The 15,222-nt window shown below is 66.7% G+C and carries 13 protein-coding genes; 6 read left to right on the forward strand and 7 right to left on the reverse strand.

Going from position 1 to position 15,222, the window contains the following annotated elements:
• Window positions 1-149: 149 nt before the first annotated feature.
• From H0B43_RS13040 to H0B43_RS13050, 3 genes are read right to left on the reverse strand one after another with little or no spacing between them, the layout of a single operon-like run.
• Complete coding sequence (locus H0B43_RS13040; protein WP_185727507.1) at window positions 150-1,640, reverse strand: aminobutyraldehyde dehydrogenase; 1,491 nt, start codon at window positions 1,638-1,640, stop codon at window positions 150-152.
• A gap of 12 nt (window positions 1,641-1,652) precedes the next feature.
• Window positions 1,653-2,081, reverse strand: a complete 429-nt coding sequence (locus tag H0B43_RS13045; protein ID WP_185727506.1) for a hypothetical protein — start codon at window positions 2,079-2,081, stop codon at window positions 1,653-1,655.
• Complete coding sequence (locus H0B43_RS13050) at window positions 2,078-3,712, reverse strand: FAD-dependent oxidoreductase (protein WP_185727505.1); 1,635 nt, start codon at window positions 3,710-3,712, stop codon at window positions 2,078-2,080. The genes H0B43_RS13045 and H0B43_RS13050 overlap by 4 nt, the downstream gene beginning before the upstream one ends.
• Window positions 3,713-3,769: 57 nt before the next feature.
• Here H0B43_RS13050 and H0B43_RS13055 point away from each other — a divergent pair, with 57 nt between their 5' ends.
• The gene (locus H0B43_RS13055; protein ID WP_185727504.1) at window positions 3,770-4,399 is read left to right on the forward strand and encodes a TetR/AcrR family transcriptional regulator; all 630 of its coding nucleotides are present in this window, start codon (window positions 3,770-3,772) and stop codon (window positions 4,397-4,399) included.
• A gap of 147 nt (window positions 4,400-4,546) precedes the next feature.
• Here H0B43_RS13055 and H0B43_RS13060 read toward each other — a convergent pair whose 3' ends face one another.
• The 4 genes from H0B43_RS13060 to H0B43_RS13075 are packed head-to-tail and all read right to left on the reverse strand — an operon-like array spanning window position 4,547 to window position 9,313.
• Window positions 4,547-5,920 (reverse strand): acetyl/propionyl/methylcrotonyl-CoA carboxylase subunit alpha, encoded by a 1,374-nt coding sequence (locus H0B43_RS13060; RefSeq protein ID WP_185727503.1) that lies wholly within the window; start codon window positions 5,918-5,920, stop codon window positions 4,547-4,549.
• 4 nt (window positions 5,921-5,924) lie between these two features.
• On the reverse strand, window positions 5,925-6,140 hold the full coding sequence (locus H0B43_RS13065; protein ID WP_185727502.1) for a biotin/lipoyl-binding carrier protein: 216 nt from the start codon (window positions 6,138-6,140) through the stop codon (window positions 5,925-5,927).
• A gap of 45 nt (window positions 6,141-6,185) precedes the next feature.
• A complete protein-coding gene (locus H0B43_RS13070) occupies window positions 6,186-7,763 on the reverse strand; it encodes an acyl-CoA carboxylase subunit beta (protein WP_185727501.1) in 1,578 nt (525 codons plus the stop codon).
• Window positions 7,760-9,313 carry an AMP-binding protein gene (locus H0B43_RS13075; protein ID WP_185727500.1) on the reverse strand — a complete coding sequence of 518 codons (1,554 nt, stop codon included), beginning with the start codon at window positions 9,311-9,313 and terminating at the stop codon, window positions 7,760-7,762. Before H0B43_RS13075 ends, H0B43_RS13070 begins: the two co-directional genes overlap by 4 nt.
• 94 nt (window positions 9,314-9,407) lie before the next feature.
• Here H0B43_RS13075 and H0B43_RS13080 point away from each other — a divergent pair, with 94 nt between their 5' ends.
• From H0B43_RS13080 to H0B43_RS13100, 5 genes are all read left to right on the forward strand, one after another.
• Window positions 9,408-9,866, forward strand: a complete 459-nt coding sequence (locus tag H0B43_RS13080) for a thioesterase family protein (protein WP_185727499.1) — start codon at window positions 9,408-9,410, stop codon at window positions 9,864-9,866.
• Window positions 9,863-11,047, forward strand: a complete 1,185-nt coding sequence (locus H0B43_RS13085; RefSeq protein ID WP_185727498.1) for a saccharopine dehydrogenase family protein — start codon at window positions 9,863-9,865, stop codon at window positions 11,045-11,047. The genes H0B43_RS13080 and H0B43_RS13085 overlap by 4 nt, the downstream gene beginning before the upstream one ends.
• 224 nt (window positions 11,048-11,271) lie before the next feature.
• Window positions 11,272-12,489 carry an MFS transporter gene (locus H0B43_RS13090; protein ID WP_185727497.1) on the forward strand — a complete coding sequence of 406 codons (1,218 nt, stop codon included), beginning with the start codon at window positions 11,272-11,274 and terminating at the stop codon, window positions 12,487-12,489.
• Window positions 12,490-12,590: 101 nt separating this feature from the next.
• A complete protein-coding gene (locus H0B43_RS13095; RefSeq protein WP_185727496.1) occupies window positions 12,591-14,000 on the forward strand; it encodes an FAD-dependent oxidoreductase in 1,410 nt (469 codons plus the stop codon).
• 283 nt (window positions 14,001-14,283) lie between these two features.
• Window positions 14,284-15,147, forward strand: coding sequence for a phytanoyl-CoA dioxygenase family protein (locus tag H0B43_RS13100; protein ID WP_185727495.1), 864 nt, complete (start codon window positions 14,284-14,286; stop codon window positions 15,145-15,147).
• Window positions 15,148-15,222 lie beyond the last annotated feature (75 nt).

Raw genomic sequence — 15,222 nt, forward strand, 5'->3', positions numbered from 1 at the left:
AACTCCTAATTTCGATCTGCACGGGCCGGACCTTCGACCCTGTTGTCATGGTCTGCCAGCGGGTATGACCGCCGCCACACACATCTGTGGTGTTCTGGGACGGCGCCCGGTGCAGAGTGCACCGTCGGGGGTTCCCGCGGGGTTTGCGTTCAGGCGTCGAGCGGTGCCCCGATCGGGAGCATCACGTGCTTGGTGCGGGTGTAGTCGTCGAGGGCGTACGTGGAGTTGTCGCGGCCGTAGCCCGACTTCCCGAAACCGGCCCACGGCATTTCGTTGGTGAAGTTCAGGTGGGTGTTGACCCACACCGAACCGAAGTTCAGGTCCTCGGTGAAGCGAAGAGCACGCGCAGAGTCGTGGGTCCACACCGAAGCCGCGAGGCCGTAGTCGACGTCGTTGGCCTTGGCCAGTGCCTCGGCGTCGGCGGCAAAGGTCTCCACCGAGATCACCGGACCGAAGACCTCCTCGCGCGACATCTCCGATCCGGAGGTGACGTCGGCGAGGATTGTCGGGGGGTAGAAGAAGCCGGGGCCGTCGGGCACCTCGCCGCCCAGGACGACTCGGGCACCGTCCTTTCGTGCCCGGTCCACCATGTCCGCGACGCGGTCGCGCTGGGCTGCGCTGATCAAGGGACCGAGTTCGAAATCTCCGCCCGATAAGGCATTTCCGCTGCGGAGCTCTCCTGCGGCCTCGACGAGGGCCTCCAGGAGTTTGTCCCGCACATCCTCGTGGCAGATCACCCGCGTCGCCGCGCCACAGTCCTGGCCCGCGTTTCCGTAACCCGCTTCTATCAGCGTCTGGACGAGATTGTCGAGGTCGGCGTCCGGGAACACCACGACGGGCGCCTTGCCGCCGAGCTCGAGGTGGACCCGTTTGACTGTGGTCGCCGCGCCCTCCGCGACCAGCCGGCCCGAGCGGAGGCTGCCGGTCAGAGCCATCATGTCGATGTCGTCGTGACGACTCATCGCGTCACCGACCGTTGCGCCTTCGCCGACCACGATGTTCAGCACGCCGTCCGGCAGGATGCCCGTTGCGAGGTCGGCGAGGATCAGCGTGCTGAACGGCGTCAACGCGGCCGGCTTGAGCACGATGGTGTTTCCTGCAGCGAGCACCGGCGCGATCTTCCACGCCGCCATCAGGAGCGGAAAGTTCCACGGCGTGATGGCACCGACCACACCGACGGGTTCACGCCGAACGTAGGAGAGCCGGCCCTCGGCGTACTGGCCGGGTGCCGGCGCCTGGGTTGTCCGCGCGGCACCGGCCATGAACCGGAAGCAGTCGGAGATGAGTGGAATCTCATACGCCGCATAGGCATAGGACTTGCCGACGTTGAGCGATTCGAGTGCGGCCAGCAGATCGGCGTGCTCGTCGATGGCGTCCGCGAGCCGGAACAGCGCCTCAGCTCGGGAACTGGGGGTCAGTCGCGCCCAGGCCGGAAGTGCCGCGCGCGCCGCAGCGACCGCGGCGTCGACGTCGGCCGCGGTGCCGTTCGATGTGGCACCCAGCCGTGCGCCGTCACCGGGACTCGTCACCTCGATCGTCTCGGTGCCCGTGCTCGCGACGAAGCTTCCGCCGATGTAGTGGGCCGGCGCGAGGTCGTCGATCCGCCGCTGCGCATCTGCCAGGATCTTCTCGGGGGTCATAAGGTTGTTCCTTCAGTCGGTGGTGGGGGTCGGGACGTAGGTCGGGCCCAACGCGAGCACCGGTGCGATCAGGTCGTCGTCGAGCATCTGGTCCGGCGTGGCCTCCGATGAGGGCGTCCGAGTCTGACCGGGATAGCCGACTGCGTGTCGCGCCTCGGGCGCCATGTAGTACGTGCAGCTGAGGAAATAGAAGGCCGCCTCGGCGAGCTCCTCCGGCCAGTCCGCGACCACCTCGGCGGTGAGGTCGTCGACCCCGGCGGCCAGCTCGGCGACCTGAATGAAGGCCTCGGAGAGCGCGGGATCCGCCTGGAGCGCTCGGCTCAGGAGAGCGTCATAGCCGGGCAGCGCAGTCAACCTGGGCGACCGCGCGCTCCCGGGGAACCACAGGTCGGCGATTCGTGCCGCCCCGCTACGGGCGTTGTCATCGGGAAGTTCGATCACAGCGGGGTCCTTTGCTCGGCAGCGGTTTCGATCAGGTGCTCGGCAGCCCGCAGTGCGAAGGCGGTGATCGTCGGGGTCGGATTCACGGCGGACGACGTCACGAAGACGCTGCCGTCGAAGATGTAGAGGTTGGGAACGTCGTGCGACCGTCCGTAGCCGTCGACCACCGACGTTTTCGGATCATCGCCGCAACGGGCGGTGCCGAGCAGGTGCCACCCGGTCTCGCCCATGAAGTCCACCCGCTTGGTGGAGATGGCGCCGGCGGCCTCGTGAACCTCGACGATCCGGTCCAGGTTCCAGTCGAGGGCACGCTTGCTCTCGTCCGACATCTTGTAGTGAATCTTCGGCGCCGGGATGCCGTCGCTGTCGACGAGTTCGGGGTCGAGGGTCACCCTGTTCTCGAAGACGGGCAGGTCCTCGATCGAGGCCGCGAGTTCGAACGAATTGCCGTACAGACGCTCGACGAGTTCGTGCCCGGCCAGACCGCTCCGCTCGGACAGCGGCAGCTCTCCGAACCGTTGGAGCAGGCTCACCGGCCCCTGAAGCACGACCGAAGTCCACTTGGCGCCGCGGCGGAATCCGCGACTGATGTCGGTCTCCGCAAAGTGCATGGACCAGATCGGGTGGCTCTCCGGACCGAGCCAGGGCTCGACGTCGTGCTCGTACTCACCCAGAACCGTCGCCACCGGGTGCATCATCAGGTTGCGCCCGACGTAGCCGGAGGAGTTCGCGAGCCCATCCGGGAACAGCGAAGAGGTGGACAGTTGCAGCAGGCGAGGCGTGCCGATTCCGTTGGCGCACACGATCACGATCGGCGCAGACGTGTGCTGCTCGACTCCTTCGCGGTCGATCCACGTGGCGCCGGTCGCGAGACCCTTGGCGGAAACCGTGATCTCCCTGACCCGCGCCCCTACCACCAGGTTCACACCCGCGGCCAGTGCACCGGGCCACATCGCCACGTCGAAGGACGCCTTCGCCCCCTCGGGGCAGCCGCTCCCGCAGGTCCCCCAGCGAGCGCACGCTCCGCGGGAGCCGACGCCCTGGGACAGGATCGCGGACGTACCGGGCCACCAGCCGATGCCCAACTTGTTCATGCCCTCGGCTGCGATCCGGCCCATGCGGCCGATGGGTAGCGGCGGTTGAGGAGGCACGTAGCCGGGCGGATAGGCAATGTTGCCGCCCAGCCCCGAGACGCCGATCATCTCGTCGACAGCCTCGTAATAGGGCTGCAGATCTTCGTAGGTGATCGGCCAGTCGTCGGCGATACCGTCCAGGGTGCGGACCCGGAAGTCGGACGGGATCATTCGAGGCCACTCCGCCCAGAACAAGACGCTGCTGCCGCCGACTCCGTTGAACATGAACGGGTGCACGTCCGAGTCGGCGTCGTTGACGGGATAGTCACTCGGTCCACGGCGGTGGTTGGGGTTGGGGTTCCAGCGGCCGGCGACGAGCAGTTCCCGTTCGAGCCTTTCGCTGGGGTAGTCGGCGACATCGGGCCAGTCACCCTGTTCCAGGACGGTCACCCGGAACCCGCTCTCGGCCAGCAGTCGGGCAGTAGTGACGCCGGACGGACCTGCGCCGATGATCAGCGCATCGACGTCGCTCCTGGCAGGCGTGCCAGTCATGGTCATGAGCGCGCTCCTTGTGGGGTAGGTATTTAAGTCGATCGGTTGTGTTTAAATACGGGCATGCCGAAGATCGTCGACCACCGCCAGCGGCGTGCCGAGATCGCTGACGCCGTCCTCGCGATCGTCGCCGAGGGCGGCGTCTCCGGCGTCACCGTGCGGGACGTCGCGAACCGCAGTGGCTGGTCCACCGGCGTGCTGAGCCACTACGTCGGTGGTCGAGACGACCTGCTGCAGTTGGCCTTCCGGCATTCCTTCTGGCTCTCAGGCCGTCGGCTGGCCGCGATCGCCGAGGACACCGGACTGGACCCGATCGAGCGGCTGGTTCGCATACTGACCGCGCATATTCCGCTCGACGGGCAGTCGGTGGCCTTCAGCCGGATCACCCTGTTCTTCTACGCCGAGGCAGCAAGCTCCCCGGAGAAGCTGGGGCGAGAGATGATCAACTATCTCGCGTCGTGGCGCTCGACCGTCGAGGAACACGTGCGCGTGGCGCTGGCCTCCCGCGACCAGCCCACGTCCCGAGCGCGCGAGATCGGTGACTACCTGGTGGCGCTCATCGATGGTTACGCCAGCTATGCGGTGCTCGGTTCGAACCTCTGGGACACAGGCGATCCCACCGTCCCGCCCCCTGTCAGGACTTGGGTCGACTCCGCGCTCGCGATGAGTGCGCTCGACTCGGCACATCACTGAGCCTCGTTGCCGGCCATAGTTGCACTCCTGAGTTCGATCCGCGGGGCCCATCGCCCGGCCCGGTAGCAATGATTCGCCAGCGGCTATGCTTCGCGCCACACATATCTGGGGCGTTCAGGGACGCTCCGTGGTGCACACTGCACCCCTTCACCCGGAGCTGTCGTCCCAGGCGCCGGTGGACTTCAACCAGGACGGGTTCTCGACCAGCTCACGGCATGTGCTCGCGCGCTCCCACTCCTCACTTGCGAGCAGCGCGCGATGGAACGGGATCAGCGTCGGTATGCCCGCGATCACGGTCTCGTCGAGTGCCTTGCGCATCGCATCGGTGGCAGCGCGGCGGTCTTCGCCCCAGGTGATCACCTTGGCGATCATCGGGTCGTAGTAGGGGTGGACGTCGTCTCCTTCGGCCACCCCGGTGTCGACCCGCACTCGATCTCCGACCGGTGCGACGAACCGCTCGATCCGGCCCGGTCCTGGGCGAAAGCCCTTGGCGGCCGACTCGGCATTGACCCGGCACTCGATCGCATGGCCGTTGATCCGCACGTCGGATTGGCCGAAGCTCAGCGGCTCACCTGCGGCGATGCGGATCTGCTCCGCCACGAGGTCAAGCCCCGTGACGAGCTCGGTGACCGGATGCTCGACCTGGATGCGGGTGTTCATCTCGAGGAAGTAGAAGTCGTCGCCGACGAGCAGTCCCTCGACCGTGCCGAGGGAGTAGTAGTTCGCGGCTCGCGCTGCCCGCACCGCGATCTCACCGAGGTGCCTGCGCTGGGCGTCCGTCAGCAGCGGACAGGGCGCCTCCTCGACCAGCTTCTGGTGCCGCCGCTGCACCGAGCAGTCCCGCTCGAACAGGTGAACCATGTTGCCATGCGTGTCGGCGATGATCTGCACTTCGACATGACGTGGGTTCTCGAGGTAACGCTCCAGGTAGACAGTGGCGTCGCCGAAGAAGCGTTCGCCCTCACCCGACGCGCCTTCGACCGCGGCAGCGAGTTCGTCGGGGCCACGAGCCACGCGGAACCCCTTGCCGCCACCACCGCTCGCCGCCTTGGCGGCGACGGGATAGCCGATGGCTTCCGCAATCGCATAGGCCTTGGGACCGGGGTGGATCGGCTCGGTATCCCCGGGGACGACGGGGACGCCGGCGGCCGTCACGGTTTCCCGCGCCCGGATCTTCGACGACATCATCTCCATCGACTCGGGGTTAGGACCGATGAACACCAGCCCGGCCGCCGCACACGCGCGGGCGAACTCCGGATTCTCGGACAGCAGGCCGTAGCCGGGATGGATGGCCTGGGCGCCGGTGGCGAGGGCTGCCTCGATGATGCGGTCGATCCTCAGGTAGCTCTCCGCGACGGGGGCTGCACCGATAGGCACCCCCTCGTCGGCCATCCGGACATGCAGGCTGTCCGCATCGACGTCGGAGTGGACGGCGACGCTCGCAATGCCGAGACGCCGCAATGTCGTGATGACGCGTACGGCGATTTCTCCGCGGTTCGCGACGAGAACCTTGTCGAACATGAGATCAGCCCTCCAGCGTCACGAGGAGGTCGCCCTCGGAGATGCTGGCTCCGACTGCGACGTGGATCTGCGCCACGACTCCGACGTCCTCGGCCTCGATCGGGATCTCCATCTTCATCGACTCGAGGATGAGCAGCACGTCGCCTTCGCTGACCTGGTCACCAGGTGCGGCGACGACTTTCCACACGGTAGCCGCGCATTCGGCAGCGATTTCATTCATGGTTGTTCTCCGTTCCGATGGTGCGCAGTTCGCACCTGTTGGGTTTCATCGGCCCCGGCGCCGGTCTCGGCGCGCCGGGCTCACGGCAGCCGCGAGCGCTCCCTGGCTGGCATCGAGGAATGAGGCCACGACCTCGCGGGTCTCGCGCGGGTCGATCATGTGCTCCACGCCGAACGCCTCGACGGTCCGCCACGGATCGACGAGGGAGCCCATTCGGGCCTCGATCTCTGCCCGCATCCGGGCGGGGTCGTCCGCCGCCTCGATCTCTCGCCGGTAGGCGGCCTCGACGCCACCCTCGATGGGAAGGTCGCCCCACTCGCCGCTGGGCCATGCCAGACGCAGCCCGAGCCGGTCGGGATTCGCCGTCGCAGAAACAGCCAGGCCGTACGCCTTGCGCACCTGCACCGTGATGATGGGCACCGTCGCCTCGACCACCGACTGGATCGCGCGGACTCCCCATCGCATGACGTTCGCCCGCTCGGCCTGCGGACCGACCATGAAACCGGGAACGTCGACGAAGTAGAGGACGGGAAGGTGGAAGGTGTTGCAGAGGTTGATCAGCCGCACCTGCTTCTCAGCAGCAGCCGAGTCCATCGCGCCACCGAGGTGCAGCGGGTTGCTCGCGAGAACACCGATGGGCATCCCATCGATCCGGGCGAGACCGGTGACGAGGCTCTTGCCCCACCTGGAGCCGATCTCGAAGAATGACCCCTCGTCGACCACAGCCTTGATCACCTTGGTCGCACGATAGGTCTGCCGTCGGTTCTCCGGGATGATCTCGAGGAGTTCCGGCGCACGGCGGTCGACGGGATCCTCGCACGTCGTGCGCTCCGGGAGCTCCCAGACGTTCTGGGGTAGATAGCTCAGCACCGCGCGGATCTGAGCTATTGCGTCGTCCTCGTCCCGCGCCAGGTTGTCGACGGCGCCCGAGCTGGTCGCCACCGGCCCACCGCCCAGCTCGTGCTTGTCGATGTCGAGGCCCAGAGCGCGCCGAACCAGCGGCGGGCCCCCGGCGAAGATCACGGAATCCTTGGTCATCACCGAGAAATGGCTGGCCACGGCCCGTGCCGCGCTGGCACCGACGGCGGCGCCGCTCACCATGGTCAGGACCGGTACCTCGTCGAGGAGCTCGAACGAACGAGTCCAGCTCAAGGAACTGGTGAGGTAGGCGTGTCCCTTGTCCTCCTGCGCCGCGACGTCGCCGCCGATGCCTTCGACAAACATCAGAAGCGGGATCTTGTATTCGTGGGCGAGGTCCTCGACGAAGCCACCCATCCCGCCTTTCATGCGGTCGAGATAGGACTGCGGAGCGCCGGCGCGGACCGTGAAGTCCTCACCGCCCAGAGCAACGGGTCGGCCGTCCACTCTCGCCAGGCCGCACACGTAGCTCGAAGGAAGGGTGCCCAACCTGTTGCCGAGCGCGTCGTACTCCTCGAAGACGGCGAACTCACCGATCTCGCTGAAGCTCTCGGCGATGGCATCGATCCGCTCGCGAATTGTGTACCGGCCCTGCTCTTTCTGACGCCCCACCCGGCGCTCGCCGCCAAGGTTGCGAGCCTGGGTGCGGCGAACGTCGAACTCGGACAATGCGTCAGACCAGTTGAATCCATTAGATGCGCTCATCGGGGCACTTCCATTACTTCGGGCGACGTGATGTCACGGGAGAGCAGGTGCTTCTGGACCACGCCGGTTCCTGCGCTGCGGACGAACTCGGAGCCGTCGGTGACAGTGAGATATCTCGGCATGGCGAATCGGGGAAGCACCTTGCGGCAGTGCTCGATGAACTCCTCGAGCACCAGAGACTCACCGTCCGGGACGATGAAGACCTTGATCTCGTCCTCGCCGCCGTGCTCGTCGCGGACACCGATGACTACGCAGTCCTGAACACCGCCAGCCGTTTTCAGGCTGTGCTCGAGCTCCCACACCGAGATGTTCTCGCCGCGCCGGCGCAAACTGTCCGTCCGGCGTCCGTCGAAGTAGAGGAAGCCGTCGCCGTTTAGATGTCCGGAATCGCCGGTGTGGAACCACAGGTTGCGCCACGCCTCGACCGTCGCCTCGGGACGCCGCCAGTACCCCAGGGCTGAGAGGTGCGGGCGCCGCGGGCGGTAGAGGATCTCGCCCGTCTCGCCCACGGGTAGCGGTCGGTCGTTCTCGTCGACCACCTGAACGTCGATCGCGTCGTGAATACGCCCGGCGGCGCCGCGGCGCCGCTGCTCGACGCTGTCCATCGCGATGCCGTCACACTCGGTCTGACCGAAGAGCGTGAGCACGGGAATACCGAGCCGGTCCTCGAACGTCTCGTAGGCGACCTGCGGAACCGGGGCCCCGACCAGACGGGTCAGGCGGTGCGAGCCCGGCTCGGGCAACTCTGCCTGGGCCAGCATCGAGAGCATCGCACCCACACCCGATGCCCACGTCGCTCCGAACCGGCGGACGTCGGTGAAATACTCCGAGACGGAGAACCTGTCGCGGAAGGCCATCGAGCTGCCGGACTGTATACACGCCGTGAGCTGGACATGACCATCGACATGGAAGAACGGGAGCGGGAAGTAACCGATGTCCTCGGCGCGGAGGTCGAGCCGGTCGATCCACACCTCGGCGAGGTTGGAGAAGTACGCCCGCGGGAGCATCACCCCCTTGGCCGGGCCCGTCGTTCCCGAGGTGTAGAGGATGGTCGCGAGCTCGCCGGGGCCGAAGCCGCGCTGCGCCACATCGAGTTCTTCCTGCATCGCCTGGTGAATCGGCTCGGCCGTCAGTTCGCTCATCGGCAGGATGCCCCCGGCCGCCGCGTCGCGGACCGGCTCCAGGAGGTCGTCCTGACAGGCGATCAGGCTGGGGTCGGAGTCGGTCAGGACATGGGACAACATCGGGCCGCGGAGCTCGACGTTGACCGACACCTCGACCGCTCCGAGCCACCAGACGCCGAACATCCACACGACCCGGTCGATCGAGTTGCCGCTGACCAGGGCCACCCGGTCCCCTGCCGAGACGCCGCGGTGCCCGAGTTGCGCTGCCACGCGGCGCGCACGGTCGGCCAGTTCACCCACGGAGAGGACCTCGTGGTGGGACCGCAGCAACGGGCGACCGGGGTCCCTGGCGACCGCGCGCAGCAGGTCGTCAACCGGGCTGACGCGGTCGACCGTGAGCGGTCGAGGCCTGCTGACGTCGTTCACGGGGTGCTCCGTTCTTTGTGGGGGTTTCTTATTTGAGACGTTTGTTATAGAACGGTACTCGACCATCCGCTGTCAAGACCTGATGGAGATCGCCATGACCTGGACGACGACCGTGCACCCGTGGTCGTATGACTTCGACTACCTGGGCCACCTGACCGCCGCCGTCTATCCCAAGGCCTTCGAACAGGCGCGGGTGGAGTACCTGCGCGGTCGTTGGAAGACCCGCAGTCCCGCGTATGTCGTTGCCGCCCATCGAATGCGGTACCTCCGGGAGATCCTCGAGGAAGACGCCCCGCTCCAGGTCGTGATCCGACCGGTGCGCCTGGGCCGATCGAGCATCGATCTCGCCGAGTTGCTCCTCGACGCCAAAGGCACCGTGTGCAACCGCTCGGAGGCGACACTCGTGGCCTGGGACGTCGAGGCGCGCGGCCCGCGGCCTCTCACCGCGGGCGAGCGTGATGCGCTCGAGGACGACGTCGATCACACGCCCGCCCCTCAACCCTCCGCAGGGTCCGATCCCTGCCGACACACAGGAGACAGAAATCCACTATGACTGCTGAATATCCCACCAGAACAAGGGTTCTCGTCACAGGCGGTGCGGGCGAGATGGGTGCCCACGCCTGCCGAGTGCTGGCCAACGCCGAAGAGATCGCCGAGGTCCTCGTCGCCGATCGGAACGAGCAGGCCGCCAAAGCACTCGCCGACGAGCTCGGCCCCCGGGCGACACCGCTCGCGCTCGACATCTCCGACCCAGACGGGCTCGCCGACGCACTCGCCGACATCGACATCGTGCTCAACACGACGGGACCGTTCTACCGGTTCGGGCCGCTCGTTCTGCGCGCCGCGATCGCGACGCGTACGCACTACCTCGACATCTGTGACGATTTCGAGCCGACGCTCGCGATGCTCGAACTCGACGCCGAAGCACGCGAAGCCGGCATCACTGCGGTGATCGGGGTCGGCGCGAGTCCCGGCATCAGCAATCTCCTCGGCGTCCTGGCAATGGACGAATGCGACGAGGTGGAGACCGTCTACACGTCCTGGCGTGCATCTGGTTTCCAGCGCGCCGAGGTCGACACCAGCATGAAATCCTCCGCGGCGATCGAGCACTGGATCCACAACTGCACCGCGACGATCAAGGTATGGCGCGACGGCGGCCTCGCCGACGCTCGGCCGCTCGAGGAGCGCACTATCAGCTACCCGGGTTGGGGCGAGGCGCCCGTCTGGGTTTGTGGTCATCCCGAGCCTCTGACGCTTCCCCGGACGCGCAGCGGCGTACGAGAATCCCTCAACCTCATGACTTCTCGCCCGCGATTGATGGAGGCCGTGATCCGCACGGCTGACCGGGTCCGTTCCGGTGAACTCGACGTGGCTGCGGCAAGCCAAACCCTGGTGCTCGAGCCGAGCACGATGGGATCCGCGGCGGGTCCCGCGCCGTCGCTGCCGGTGCTCTTCGCGCTTGCGGAGGGGACCAAGAACGGCAAGCGCGTCCGGGTCGGCGCCCGGCCTCTCGTCGTACCCGACGACAGCATGGGCACGATGACCGGTATCCCCCTGGCCGTGGCGACGCTCATGGCAGCGCGTGGTCAGGTCGACAAACCGGGCGTCCACGGCCCCGAGGTCATCCCCGCTCGCACCTTCTTCGGCAACCTGGCCCAGCATGCGCGCCTCGACCCCGACCGCGAGCGCCCGACCGAGGTCGTCGAGGTCGCGGTCGAGGAGATCACCGCCTGAACACCGTGCCGATACGAACCGCGCCGATCGTCATCAGGTTCGGTTCGGTCGGTCCACCGTGCGCCTCGTCCCCGCCCGATCGGGAGGTGCTGGACAGCGCGGCAGTTCGCAGAGGGCAGATCGCACCGCGCGGCGGAGGAGAACGGGGCGTATTGGTGTAGTCCCAGGTAGGGCCGCAGATGGAGTGTTCTACTTCACATTCGCTGCGCCGGAAGGAGTGCCCGATGACACAGGGCGCCACAAAGAATCACCACCACACCGCCACCAAGCCGTCGGCAATACGATGGACCGTCATGGCCGCCTACGCTGCGGCGCTCACCACCAGCACCATGACGTTCCTGACCTACGCCACGGTCACGTCGGGAGTACGAGTGGATTTCGGAGTCTCCGAGGCGTCGGTCGGGAACCTCGCGCTGCTCTCCCCTCTCTTCCTGGTGCTCCTCGGCGCCGTCTCCGGCCGTTTCCTGGACCGACGGTTCGACACAACGCTCGCGGTGGGCGCCGCCATGATCGCGGTGGGACCACTGCTCCGCCTCGTCGATCCCTCGTCCTACGGATGGGCCCTCGCCGGACAGGTTCTGATCACCGCCGGCACCCCGTTCGTCGCCAACGCGATCACCAAGTACCCGGCCCGGTACTTCTCCGCGCAGGAGCGGCCCACAGTGATCGCTCTACTCTCGGCAGCGTTCTACCTCGGTGTACTGCTGGCCGCCGTCACCGGACAACCACTGTACGAATGCGGGGGAATCACGCTCCTGGTCGGAGTCCACGCGGCCGTAGGCACCGCTGCCGGCGTTGCGCTACTGATCATGGTGACGGTGGTCCGGGTGCCCGTGGCCGTGGTGGACCCCGAGCCTGCCGTCGCCCGGGGACACCTCCGCCGAACCCGGGAACTCTGGATGCTCGCAGGAGTGATGTTCGTCCTCTTCGGCCTGTTCAACGCATTCATCACGTGGATCGAGACGGTCCAAGACCACCTCGGCAATGCCGGATTCGGCGGACCACTCGTGATCGCCCTGACCCTGGGAGGCGTTACGGGCGCCATCACCATCCCCGGTCTCGCGGCCAGGCGCGATGCCAGGCGCACCGCCCTGATCGTCATCAGCGTGGTCCAGGTCTTCGGATTCCTGGCGTTCGCGGCGACAGGCAATCAGGTGATCCTGCTGGTGCTCGCCGTCGTCGTCGGCTTCTTCATGATGGCCGCCTTGCCAATCGCCTTCGAGTGGTCGGAGATCCACGCGGGCATCGCGAACGCCGCATCAGCGACCGCGTTCCTCACGATTGTCGGCAATCTCGGCGGCGTGGTCTTCGTGCTCGCCCCGCAGATGTTCCTCGACACGCCGAGGGTGATATTCGTCCTCCTCGCCGCCCTGTCGATCCCAGGCGTCCTCGCGGCGCTTCGACTGCCTCCGACGCCGACGCCTCATCTCATCGCCGCCTGAACCTCAACCCGGCCCTCCCACCGCCCCGCAGGTCTGCCGACTGCACCGGCCGCGGCCCGAAAAATACACAATCACACAGCTTTTGGATGGAGCAGGTATTCATGAAACGCGAGACAGCAACCGGCGACGTCATCGTGGTCGGGGCCGGCCTGTCAGGTCTGGTCGCGGCACGTCGCCTCGACCAGGCAGGCATCAAGTCCTTGCGAGTCCTCGAGGCCCGCGACAGGGTCGGTGGGCGTACCAAGGTCCACCAGCTCGGGAACGGTCGGTTCGTCGAGGAAGGCGGTCAGCTGGTCGGTCCCGAGTACAAACGGCTCATCGCACTCGGAGAAGAACTCGGCGTGTCGACCTGGCACCACCACGAGCACGGAAAGGCGGTGTTCGAGCGCCGCGGGCGCGTCATCAAGTTCAGCGGTTCGATGCCGTGGTCAGCGGACCCGATCGGTTCGGCGGACTTCACCCAGTCCTTGATCCGTCTGGACCGTTTGTGCAAGCACAGCCCCGCAGACGACGCGCTGGCGGCGCCCGAGGCGGCGAGGTTGGACGGCCTCACCTTCGCATCATGGGTGCACCGCACTGCCAAGTCGAGTACGGCGCGCACACTGTGGGCAATCATCGCCACGTTGACCCTCGGGGCTCGGCCGGGCGACCTGTCTCTGCTTTTCGTCCTTCGCCACCTGCGCTCGATCGGCGGTGTGGAGACCCTTCTTGCGTCTCTCTCCGGCGGCAACGAGCGCTCGTTCACCGGCGGCTCAGCCGAACTGAGCCTTAGGATGGCTGCCGATCTCGGAGACCGAGTCGTGCTCGATTCTCCGATCCTCGCAATCCGCCAGTACGACGACCACGTCGAGGTCGACACGCCCGGCCACACCCATCACGCTCGCCGCGTGGTGATCGCGATGAGCCCTGCCGACCGCGCCGCCATCAGCGTGGATCCCCAGCTCCCGCTACCCCAACGGACCATGGGCGAGCGTATGTCGATGATGCACGCCTACAAGGTCCATGTGGTCTATCGGGAGCCCTTCTGGCGGAGCCAGGGTCTCAGCGGCGCGACCATGAGCGACACCGCGCCGTTGATGCTGACCTTCGATGACACTCCACCCGGCGAGAAGCAGGGCGTCCTCGTCGGGTTCGCGCGAGGCGATGGCGGGAGTTCTGCCGATCTGCCCGACCCGATGCCTCACGACGCGGTCCGGCGTCGCGACGCCGTCCTCGCGGGCTTGGCCCGTGCGTTCGGAGAGGAAGCCCTGCACCCCGACGAATACCACGAGATGAACTGGACCGATGAGCGCTGGACGACGGGGTGCATCCCGACCTGGCCGCCCGGACTTCTCACGACGTGCGGGCCGGGCTACGCCGCCCCGGCCGGGCGTCTGCACTTCGCCGGATCGGAAGCCTCGCCCACGTGGCCCGGATCGATGGAGGGTGCGGTCATAGCCGGAGAACGCGCGGCGACCGAGGTCGCTGCACTGACCGACGCCGAGCCGGCCAACGTCCTGGCCTCCCGCTAGCCACACCCCCAATTTCGGTTGATTACTGACGCGCACAGCATCTTTCACCAGATCCGGGCCACAGCTACAGGGCGCGGGCTTGGGACTAGCCAGCCCAACCGCTCACGCCATCCGATCATGTCGAAATCCCTGCATCGGGCGATGGTGCACTCTGCACTCAGGCTGATGCGCAATGGTGTGGATCGCAGCGCGTCGGACCGCGAATCTGAGAGCGGCATCACAGCACGACGGTAGTCAGGCGAAGCCGATTCGCCTTGGACACGAATGAGATTGGAAAGAGACCATGACTGGAACCACCACAGCAAGTCTGCGCAGGGTGAGTAGCGACGCGCCGATCGACGAGATCGTCGGCGTCGTCCACGAGGATGGCGGCGTCATCATCGAGGGGTTTCTGACCCCCGAGCAGGTCGAGCGCTTCAACTCGGAGGTCGAGCCCGCCATAGGCGCAATCGCGCCGGGGGCAAAGATCGACGACGAGACCGTCCAGGAGTTCTTCGGTTCCCAGACCAAGCGGCTGACCAACATGGTCACCCACAGCGAGGTGTTTCGGAAAGAGATCGTCGACCACGACCTCCTCCACGCCCTCGGCGATGCCATCTTCCTCGAGGAGGCGGGGAGCTACTGGATGGTCACGGCTCAGGTGATCGAGATCGGTCCCGGAAGCCCGGCACAACCCCTGCACCGGGACCTGGAGAACTGGTACCCGTTCCTCAGCCTGGGCCCCAAGGGACCACAGACCGGGGTCAACTTCTTCATCGCCCTGACCGAATTCAACGAGGCGAACGGCGCCACCAGGGTGATCCCTGGCAGCAACCACTGGCCGGACTACGAGGATCGCGGCACCCCGGAACAGACGATTCCGGCGACCATGAATGCCGGTGATGTCCTGCTCTTCAGCAGCAAGGTGGCGCACGGTGGCGGCGCGAACCTGACCACAGACTTCCACCGCCGCGCATTGAGCATCGGCTTGGGGCCGAGCATCCTCACCGGCGAGGAGGCCTACCCGTTTCTCGTCTCCATGGACACGGCCCGCTCACTCTCGCCTCGGGTGCAGAGTCTCATCGGTTTCCGTTCCCAGTATCCCACGGGCACCGCAGGCCTTTGGATGAGCGATTACCACGAGCTCGCAGACTATCTGGAGCTCTGAGCCGCTCGGTTCGCGCTCGGAATCTCACAACGCCTGAGTGCCCCGCCCGGGACGCCCACCCCGTGTCCAGTTTTC

Origin of the sequence: Rhodococcus sp. 4CII, from assembly GCF_014256275.1 — a bacterium.
In the GTDB taxonomy this organism is placed as follows: Bacteria; Actinomycetota; Actinomycetes; order Mycobacteriales; family Mycobacteriaceae; genus Rhodococcus_F; species Rhodococcus_F wratislaviensis_A.